At 37.6% G+C, this 7,220-nt stretch carries 6 protein-coding genes and 1 pseudogene; 3 read left to right on the forward strand and 4 right to left on the reverse strand.

All coding sequences use genetic code 11. The features are described from left to right. Positions 1-7 precede the first annotated feature (7 nt). Complete coding sequence (locus D5R40_RS10525; protein ID WP_124143312.1) at positions 8-1,555, forward strand: SUMF1/EgtB/PvdO family nonheme iron enzyme; 1,548 nt, start codon at positions 8-10, stop codon at positions 1,553-1,555. Between the two features lie 141 nt (positions 1,556-1,696). Here the strand turns inward: D5R40_RS10525 and D5R40_RS42530 are convergent. Further along, positions 1,697-1,836, reverse strand: a pseudogene (locus D5R40_RS42530) (IS701-like element ISPlag1 family transposase); the annotation flags it as partial. Between the two features lie 244 nt (positions 1,837-2,080). Between D5R40_RS42530 and D5R40_RS34995 the strand changes: the two are divergent. Then, on the forward strand, positions 2,081-2,407 hold the full coding sequence (locus D5R40_RS34995; protein ID WP_124154619.1) for a hypothetical protein: 327 nt from the start codon (positions 2,081-2,083) through the stop codon (positions 2,405-2,407). Positions 2,408-2,506: 99 nt separating this feature from the next. On the opposite strand, the gene D5R40_RS10535 is transcribed toward D5R40_RS34995, so the two are convergent. Next, positions 2,507-2,860, reverse strand: a complete 354-nt coding sequence (locus D5R40_RS10535) for a Dethiobiotin synthetase (RefSeq protein WP_124143311.1) — start codon at positions 2,858-2,860, stop codon at positions 2,507-2,509. Between the two features lie 398 nt (positions 2,861-3,258). On the opposite strand from D5R40_RS10535, the gene D5R40_RS35000 reads away from it, so the two are divergent. Next, positions 3,259-3,501, forward strand: a complete 243-nt coding sequence (locus D5R40_RS35000; protein ID WP_124143310.1) for a hypothetical protein — start codon at positions 3,259-3,261, stop codon at positions 3,499-3,501. 93 nt (positions 3,502-3,594) lie between these two features. Here D5R40_RS35000 and D5R40_RS10545 read toward each other — a convergent pair whose 3' ends face one another. Together D5R40_RS10545 and D5R40_RS10550 are read right to left on the reverse strand one after the other, a co-directional pair. Next, a complete protein-coding gene (locus tag D5R40_RS10545) occupies positions 3,595-4,698 on the reverse strand; it encodes a pentapeptide repeat-containing protein (protein ID WP_124154620.1) in 1,104 nt (367 codons plus the stop codon). 201 nt (positions 4,699-4,899) lie between these two features. Next, positions 4,900-6,366 (reverse strand): carotenoid oxygenase family protein, encoded by a 1,467-nt coding sequence (locus tag D5R40_RS10550; RefSeq protein WP_124154621.1) that lies wholly within the window; start codon positions 6,364-6,366, stop codon positions 4,900-4,902. Positions 6,367-7,220: the final 854 nt, after the last annotated feature.

Consider the following 7,220-nt stretch of genomic DNA (forward strand, 5'->3'; position numbering starts at 1 on the left):
AGAAGATTTGGGTAATGGTGTGATTTTGGAAATGGTTTATATTCCTGGAGGGAGTTTTATTATGGGTTCGCCAGAAAGTGAAAAACGAAGATTTCACACAGAAAGTCCCCAACATCAAGTTATTCTCCAACCTTTTTATATGAGTAAATACCCCATTACTCAAGACCAATATCTTGCTATTATGGGTAAAAATCCCTCTTACTTTAAAGGAGGAAACCGCCCATTTGAAAATGGTATTACTTCCAGAGATTTTCCGACTCCCTGCTCTCTGTTTCCTGTTCTTTGTTCTTTGTTCTCTGTTCCCCATTACCTTCTTAAAATGAAAAATTCCCCAAACATTAATCCGAATCAAAACCCAGAAAAACAACCACAAATGCTTAACCCTAATGGTGCAAAAATCATTCTCGGTACACCATCCTCAGATTCCCTAGTTGTACCACTCGCACCTAGTCCAACTACAATGTTCGGACCCCGTGGAGCTTGCTTAATCTCAGAAACAGGACCTCTGTGGGTTGCTGATACCGGACATCATCGATTATTGGGATGGCGAAAATTTCCCGAAATTGACACGCAACCTGCTGACTGGGTTATCGGACAATCTGACTTTTCTCAAGAAGGGCAAAATGCCAATGGTACAACCACCGCAGCAACAGTAAGCGTCCCCACTGGTATCTGTGCTTGTGGAGAAGGGTTAGCAGTAGCTGATGCTTGGAATCATCGGGTATTAATTTGGAAGCAGTTACCCGAAGATAATAATGTTCCTGCCGATATCGTTTTAGGTCAGGCAGATTTTTCTCAAAATGAATCTAACCGGGGTCAACCAGAAACTGCTGCGGACCGAATGCACTGGCCTTATGGTGTCGTCTACCATCAAGGAAAACTCTGGGTAGCAGATACGGGCAACCGTCGGGTGTTGATGTGGCATCAGTTGCCAGAGGTTAATGGACAACCTGCCGATCTCGTTTTGGGGCAGGCAAATATGAGTTTTCGGGATGAAAATGGAGGGAGTGAAGCGACGGCAGCGAGTATGCGTTGGCCTCATGCAATTACTTTTTGGGGCAATAATGTTCCGCAACAGTATGGCGATCGCTTGATTGTGACTGATGCTGGAAATAATCGGGTAATGATTTGGGATGCCATCCCTACTGAGAATAATCAACCTTGTTCTGTAGTTCTCGGTCAATCTCAATTTAATACAGTACAGTTAAATCAGGGAGTTTATTTTCCTTCTGCTGCTAGTTTGAGTATGCCTTATGGTGTAGCTGCGGTTGCTAATTGGTTGATTGTTGCTGATACCGCTAATTCTCGGTTATTGGGTTGGCGGGATACTGTGGATATTGGCACTCCGGCAGTTGCATTAATTGGTCAGTCAGATTTTCAGAGTAAGGGTGAAAATGCTTTGAGTTTGTATCCGACTCGCCAAAGTTTGTGTTGGCCTTATGGGATTTCGGTTTGTGGCAATACTGCTGTTATTGCTGACTCTGGTAATAATCGAGTATTGTTGTGGTCTCTGAATCAGGACTTACGCAAAGACACTATATATAGTACATACTAAATCAGAGCGATATTCAACTGTAATTCTGCGCGATCGCTTAACTATCTATTCAAAAAGCTTCAGTTATTTAGAGTTAAATGAGTTTCATTTTATTTGAATTCTTTTACCTGATATTTTTTCTAATTCATTCCAACTTAATTATCCAATATTTTGATCTTTCTCGATTGCGACCAGTATCATCTACTAGATGATTTCTTTTTAAGAGACAGTAATAAAATTTTCCGCTTGTTATCTACCAATGCCATTAATCTTTGTGTTCCATACCAACTATCCATTAAGACAGTTTTATTGTGATCGTATTTTTCTCACTTAATGATATTACAAATGACTGTTTAAGATTTTTTTATTAAGTCTAAATACTTACTCCTGTTTTTTGGTTTTTACATACTGCATTTTGTAGCACCAAATGTGGGTTTATAAATAAACGGTAAAGCCTTTTTTATCTTTTTATTTTGGGTTTAATACCCCGCCATCTACACGGTATTGACAATTGGTTGAGGTTATAATACCAAGCGTGAAAAAATAATGTTACGAATAGTCAGAGGAATAAAAAGACAAATGCAGGATATGTCCTTTGACAAAGCGGTCGTTAGCGCAGCTTCCCGTAGGGTGGGATGGCGTACTTCGGAGCGGGTCTGCACTCTTCGGGTCTCCTCGCCATATCCAATCGACCAAGAGAGCGGTGCGACCCCGCGACGACGCCAGTCGCACCTGGTAGCGCACCAAGAGAAAAGAATTATTTCCGACCTGAAAAATGGTATTGAAGCTATTAATTCTGACTCAGTCCTCCTAACTTCCCCTCCTGGGAGGGGGAGGGGCGAGGGGTTGGTTGACTCCTCAGAAATATCCTAGCTATTTGTAGCAAATATTTATTAATTTGGTATAAGACACGAAGTAGCTTGTCGAAGACTTTCCCCATCCACTTTTTCCTTCTTTCTTCTTCAAGGATGATTATTTATCTGTAGGCCAAACTCCAGAAAAGATATTTTTCACCGCAATTGAAATTCGTTCAATATCTTCTTTTAAAAGTGGCGGCCACATTACTCCTTTTCGTCTACCAGCTTCAAATAATTTTAGACTTTCTATTGCTAATAAATATAATCCGGCAACTAATTCTCGGTCTAGAAGAGGATCTCCTTGCAACATTTCAAAAGAGATTTTTAGAGCTAACAAAATATTAGTTGCTTGGCCAGGAATAGGAGGTTTACCTTGTTCGAGACGCATGAGGAAAGCATCTGGATTAATTTTAGTTTCTAAAGCTGTTCCTTGATCTATGAGAAATTGACGGGCAGTTTCATAATTCATATTAATAATTAGGTGGTAGGTTTTAGGTGTTATACCAATTTTATGTGAGGTGGCACAGAATGGGAAAAAGCATAAGTAATTTGTAGGTTGGGTTAAGCGATAGGGCAACCCAACAAAAACTCATATCGATTAATTACTGATCATAAAGTTTTTGTTTTTTTGTAATTAAGCCCTAGCCCTTACAATACTTAGTATTATTGCTCCAGCAAAATTACGAGCCTAATTATAACTGTTCTAATGAACATGATATTATTTGCTACTATTGATAATTTTCCGGCACTAGAAAATTACGATTTTATAATTAGATAGGAAAAAATTTTATCGTGACAAATCAATGTTGCTTAGACCGTTAAACTACGTCAATTATTGTTAATTAGGGTCTGCTGAATAAAGTCTTTTTGCTCTTTGTAGGAGACAGGAGACAGGAGACAGGAGACAGGAGAAATGGGAATGTAGAGGAGGTAGGAGCAAGAATTGTCTCTCAATTTTTCTGCCATAATCATCCTAAAATACCAGCATGCATGAGCTTTTTCCACCAAAAAGTTGGTACTTTTTTCAACGCTAAAACGCTAAAACCTTTATCTGTAAATACTTTTAGAATTAATCAGCAAGCCCTAATTAATTATGGTGAGAGACTTTGATTAACTTTGCTTAGAGTTTTGGACAATACTCCCAATTTTTAAACTAAACTGTGGCTAATATTAGCGACGCATTGGAGCTAATACTGGGTCTTCCTAAGAATCTTCAAAAATAGCTCCTTGTTGAATGAGGTCTTGTTTGAGTTGTTCATTCATTCCTTGGCTATTGCTGCTGAATTTTGTATTTATTACTTTACTGTTTTCTAATTTAGCTCCACTGAGGTTAGCTCCACTAAGGATAGCTCCACTAAGGTCGGCTTCTCTGAGGATTACTCCACTGAGGATGGCTTTTCTGAGGTAAGCTCCACTAAGGTCGGCTTCTCTGAGGTCAGCTTCACTGAGGTCGGTTTCTTCGAGGTAAACTCCTCTAAGGATGGCTCCACTGAGGATAGCTCTTCTGAGGTAAGCTCCACTGAGGATGGCTCCACTGAGGATGGCTTTTCTGAGGTCGGATCCATTAAGGATGGCTTTTCTGAGGTAAGCTCTACTAAGGTCGGCTTCTCTGAGGTTAGCTCCTCTGAGGTAAGCTCCACTAAGGTCAGCTCCTCTAAGGATGGCTCCACTAAGGTCGGCTCCTCTGAGGTTAGCTCCACTAAGGTCAGCTCCTCTGAGGTAAGCTCCACTAAGGTCAGCTCCACTAAGGTCAGCTCCACTAAGATTTAATTTTTCGCTCCTTCGATAAGTTCTAATTTTTTGAATTAATAGTTCTTTTTCATCAACTCCAGTAACCGCAGCTTTAATTTTTGCCACATCAGTGTCAGAAATATCCCCAGTAATTGAAAATGCTAATTTTTCCTTTTCAGGCTCGATAAACTCAACATTTTTTATTGGCACATCAAATATTTCTGTTAATTCTTCAGAGTTAAATAATTTTTCTATTTTTTCCAAACCTTCTGGAGAACCTTTTAACACAAACTTTAAACTTCCTTCATCAACATCAACAATTGTTAATTCTGCATCATCCGCATCAGCAGCAATTTTTTGTAGATGTTTTTCAATTACTTTTAATGTGAGCTCGTGTGTAATATTGAGACTGCCAGTTATTATAAATGCTAATGCTATATTTTTCTCTTCTTTTGGATTCGGATTTTTTTCAGATGCATAGGCTGTAGAATGATTGTTATTCACTTGAATTATTATATTTTTGTCACCCTGAATAATTTGATTATTGTTTTTCTTGTTAGATTCCTCGTTATTCATATTATTAATTTAGATAGATTGTTTTGATTTACTTTTACTTTAAAAATCCATCTAAATCAGGAAATATTAGGTTGTCTACTTCATCTGTCCCTAAAGTAAGCTGTGGCTAATACCCCTCTATAAATTGGGGGAAATATCATATCAATTCCCCCCAATTAAACAGCCGTTTGCCTCTAGATTTTAAAGTCAACCAAACATCAATTACTCCCAAAAATAATGAGGTGTAAAACTCCCATGTAAACCATAAGGAATATGATGCTTTAAATGCAACCTCGCCACAGGTTTTTGATTCAAATCTCTAGCATCCAAAATCACAACATCTGACCGATGTTCCGCCGCATCATACATCAACATTAATAACCAACCATCATCTTCATTCACCCCATTCGGAAAAGGAACAAATAAAGGTTCTCCGGCAAAACCTCGCGGTGCAACACTAAAAATTTGACGTTCTCCTGTTTGCCAATCAATCTTTAATATTGCTTGTAAAGGAGCATTTCCGCTTGGTTGTTCTGCTAGTCCAATAAATAAATATCGATAAGCTTCTCCCACATTATTCGGATTTAGATTCGGAAAGTCACAACAACGACTTTCAAGCAATTTATGTTCTACATTATTCTCTGACAAATTAATCTTAAATCGCCATAATTGACTTGCTGGAATTGAGTCAAAATCTAATTCACGAAAATCATCACCCATGTCAACTTGTGGGAAAGATTCATAACAAATAGAATCTACATAAATTTCCCCATTCTTTTCCCAAGCATTAGCATGATGAAATATAAAGCAAGGTTTCGTTTCCAAAATTTTCATAGCTTTACTACCATCACGAGGAATTAAAATAACCTGTGTTGATTTATTAGGTAAAAATTCCAAACATTGACCTGCACTTTGCAATCCCAGGAAGAAAGGAAAAGGATTAAAAGTAAGAGGATTTTGGAAAAAGATACAGTAATTTGGTGTAATTGCCATATCGTGTAAAAAGGCAAAACCAGGAATAGAATTAGAGTAACGTTTGAGTAATTTTCCCTGACTATTAAGTTCAAAAATAGTGATGGTAGTTGACAAACCTGGTTTGACAGAAAAATTAACTAAAACATCTCCTTTCCCATCCTTTCCTTTATCAATTCTGGGGTGAGCAGAAAAAGCTTGACCTGGTTGTAAAACTCCATCTAAATCGCTAAGGTTAATAGTTTCTAAATTCTGGGGATTTAAATGATGAGGTTGCCCTGGTTCCCACAATGCCAAAAGTTTATCACCCCAATAAAGAATACCAGTATTAGCACAATTTTTAACGTTTACATCGAAAATATTCGCTAACCAACCGCCTGGTTTTTGAGCACCAAAACCTCGATATAGAATTTTTCCTGCTGCTTTTTCTGTCACATATCCTTCCGTTTTAACAAAGGTATTTCGGAAGTAGGCACGACCATTTTTAAAGCCAATAGCACAAACCATTCCATCACCATCAAAAGGATGAGCGATCGCTTGACCATTAATATCTAATAAACCTGGTCCGTTGCGGAAAAAAGTACCATTCAAATCTGCTGGTATTTCACCTTCTATATCATCAATCCAATAACTATATTCATTGGGTTGAGATTCATATCCTTTTTTCCAATCTTCACGAGTATAAGATGTAGATTTTTCAATTTGTAAATTTGTCATAATTAAATCCTAATTTCTCAACTTTTTAAAGTTTTACACGAAATATCAATTTGAGGGAATTAAACTATCTCTATCGCTCAACACAGAAAAATCTGACTTAATTACAAATCAGAAACCAAAAATTTATTCACTACTGTTTTGCCATACGCAATAGTAAAATTTCACACCTTCCCACAAAATAGACTCCAAACCAAAGGCGATCGCTCAACACAGAAAAAATCTGACTTAATTACAAATCAGAAACTAAAAATTTATTCACTACTGTTTTGCCATACGCAATAGTAAAATTTCACACCTAAGAAAGAAAGGGATAATATCATGTCCGGAAATTAGTGATGAAAAAAACCCAACTGTGTATACATGGCAAATCTCTTTATTCTCCCTACTCCCTATTCCCCTGTACAGACGAAAATGTCTTCGCCCCTAGTTATAGCAATGTGCGCTGGGATATTTACAAATTACAAGAACTGTCCAATAGCTAAAAGCCTTATATTATCGGTTTTTTATTCCCCCTGTTGCCTGTTGCCTGTTGCCTGTTGCCTGCGCACAGCGCTATATTGATAAGTATTCAACCGCACATGATATTACACCTACGACCTACCACCTATTTTTAGTTTCTGATTTGTAATTAAGTCAGATTTTTTCTGTGTTGAGCGATCGCTCAACACAGAAAAAATCTGACTTAATTACAAATCAGAAACTAAAAATTTATTCACTACTGTTTTGCCATACGCAATAGTAAAATTTCACACCTTCCCACAAAATAGACTCCAAACCAAAGGCGATCGCTCAACACAGAAAAAATCTGACTTAATTACAAATCAGAAACCAAAAATTTATTCACTACTGTTTTG

The organism is Okeania hirsuta (assembly GCF_003838195.1).
Taxonomy (GTDB): domain Bacteria; phylum Cyanobacteriota; class Cyanobacteriia; order Cyanobacteriales; family Microcoleaceae; genus Okeania; species Okeania hirsuta.

Excerpts from the sequence above, each read along its gene's own strand:
- D5R40_RS10545 (WP_124154620.1), bottom strand. The coding sequence starts at position 4,698 with ATGAATAACGAGGAATCTAACAAGAAAAACAATAATCAAATTATTCAG.
- D5R40_RS10550 (WP_124154621.1), bottom strand. The coding sequence starts at position 6,366 with ATGACAAATTTACAAATTGAAAAATCTACATCTTATACTCGTGAAGAT.
- D5R40_RS34995 (WP_124154619.1), top strand. The coding sequence starts at position 2,081 with ATGTTACGAATAGTCAGAGGAATAAAAAGACAAATGCAGGATATGTCC.
- D5R40_RS10535 (WP_124143311.1), bottom strand. The coding sequence starts at position 2,860 with ATGAATTATGAAACTGCCCGTCAATTTCTCATAGATCAAGGAACAGCT.